Origin of the sequence: Paracoccus panacisoli (genome assembly GCF_042435015.1) — a bacterium.
Classification (GTDB): Bacteria; Pseudomonadota; Alphaproteobacteria; order Rhodobacterales; family Rhodobacteraceae; genus Paracoccus; species Paracoccus panacisoli.
On record NZ_JBHMQU010000070.1, the window covers coordinates 1 to 2,003 of the forward strand.

At 66.0% G+C, this 2,003-nt stretch carries 3 protein-coding genes; all 3 read left to right on the forward strand.

Features of this window, described 5'->3' with window-relative positions:
• The first annotated feature begins 160 nt into the window (after positions 1-160).
• The 3 genes from ACFHYO_RS13185 to ACFHYO_RS13195 are packed head-to-tail and all read left to right on the forward strand — an operon-like array spanning position 161 to position 1,861.
• Positions 161-766 carry an SCO family protein gene (locus tag ACFHYO_RS13185; protein ID WP_231555239.1) on the forward strand — a complete coding sequence of 202 codons (606 nt, stop codon included), beginning with the start codon at positions 161-163 and terminating at the stop codon, positions 764-766.
• Positions 767-776: 10 nt separating this feature from the next.
• Complete coding sequence (locus tag ACFHYO_RS13190) at positions 777-1,235, forward strand: copper chaperone PCu(A)C (protein WP_036700241.1); 459 nt, start codon at positions 777-779, stop codon at positions 1,233-1,235.
• Complete coding sequence (locus ACFHYO_RS13195) at positions 1,232-1,861, forward strand: SCO family protein (RefSeq protein WP_036700237.1); 630 nt, start codon at positions 1,232-1,234, stop codon at positions 1,859-1,861. Before ACFHYO_RS13190 ends, ACFHYO_RS13195 begins: the two co-directional genes overlap by 4 nt.
• The last annotated feature ends 142 nt before the right edge of the window (positions 1,862-2,003 follow it).

Consider the following 2,003-nt stretch of genomic DNA (forward strand, 5'->3'; position numbering starts at 1 on the left):
ACCCGCGCCAACAGGCGTAAACACAAACCCGGCTCCGGTCGCCGTTGGATGAAAGTTCAGTGGCAGGTCACTCCGCCGACGGCTCACCGTTGTGTGACGACAGGAGTTCGCTCTTGAACCTCAAGTCACTGGAGGCTTTAGGGAGGACGCAAGAAGAGGAGTGACGGATCGGATGCGATTGACACGGCTGCAAAAAAGCCTCTGGGCGGCGGCGGGTATTGCCATGCTGGGCTACGGGACGATGTTTCTGATTGCAGACCGTTTGCCCGCGCCGGTGGTCGAGGCCCCGTTCCGTCCCACCTTCGCACTCCCCGACGCCGAAGGGCGCCTGCGGACCCCGACGGAATTCGGGGGGAAACACATTCTGGTTTTCTTCGGGTTCACCAATTGCCCCGACGTCTGCCCCACGACGCTGGCCGATGTCGCTCAGGTCATGGACGATCTGGGCGACGAGGCCACGCAAGTGCAGCCGCTCTTCATATCCATCGACCCCGAGCGCGACCGCAGGCTGGGTATTGCCGAATTCACCGCTGCCTTCCATCCCACCATCCTCGGGCTTGCCGGGGATGCGAACCAGACCCGGGCTGCGGCGGACAGCTTCCGCATTCACTACGCGCGCGAAGACGATGCCGCCGCGCCCGACGGCTATTCCATGTCGCACAGCCCCGCGCTTTACCTCATCGGGCCGGAGGGGGACTGGCTGCGTCAGTTCACCTATGGCACGCCCGCCGCCGACATCCTTGCCGACCTCCAGAACCGCCTCTAGGAACATCACCATGAAGCTCCCTGTTATTGCCGTTTTTGCCTTCGGCCTTTCCGCCGGCCTCGCCCAAGCAGAACCCGTCCGGCAGGGCAACCTTGAGATCGACGCGGCCTGGGCACGCGCCTCGATCGGTACCTCGCGGCCGGGCGCCGCCTACTTCACCGTCCGCAACTTCGGCGACGAGGGCGATCGCCTGATCGGCCTGTCCTCGCCGGTCTCGACCATGACCATGCTGCACGAGACCACCCTTTCCGAGGGCATCTCCCGGATGGCCCATGTGGAGGCGGCCGAGATCCCCGCGAGCGGCGAACTCACACTCGAGCCGGGCGGGATGCACGTCATGCTGATGGAACTGGCCACACCTCTCCGGGAGGGTGCCACCTTCCCGCTGACGCTCGCCTTCGAGGCCGCGGGCGAGGTCACGGTGGAGGTGCATGTGTTCGGACCGGGCGCCACGGGACCTGCGGAATGAGCCTCTCGCGCCGGCTCCTTCTCGGCGCGGGCGCGGTCACGGCACTCGGCGCCGGCGCGCTGGGTCTGGGCTGGTGGCAAGTGGACGGGCCCGGCGCGGCGCAGCCGGCGAGCCCTACCCGCAACCTGCCTCGACCGCTGGGCGAAATGGACGTCACGCTCACGGACCATCGGGGCCGTCGGGTGACGATCTCGGACTGGGTCGGCAGGCCGAGCCTGGTTTTCTTCGGCTTCACCTGGTGCCCCGACGTCTGCCCCACCACGCTCTCGGACATCTCGCTCTGGCTGGAGGAGCTGGGGCCAGACGCCGACCGCCTCAACGTGGCTCTGATCTCTGTGGACCCCGAGCGTGACACGCCGGAGGTTCTTGCGGACTACCTCGGCTATTTCGATCCGCGCATCGTCGGTGTGACCGGAGAGCCAGGCGAGGTCGCCCGCATTCTTGGCGACTTCCGCGCGAAGGCAGAGCGCATCGAGGACGTAAACGGTGACTACACCATGAATCATACTGCCGGTGTGTTCCTGTTCCGGGCCGACGGAAGCTTTGGCAGCATCATCGACTTTCACGAGGACCGAAGGTTCGCCGTTCCCAAGATCCGGCGGGCCATGAAAAAGGAGCAACCATGATTGATCGTATTCGACGCTTCACGCAGGGCGTAGCGGTCCTGCTGACGACGACCTCGGCCGCCATGGCCGCCGATCGCGGAACGGGCAGTGTCCCGGGTGGTGGTGTAGGAGGCCGCGCGCGGAGCCTTCGGCGTAGCGCAGC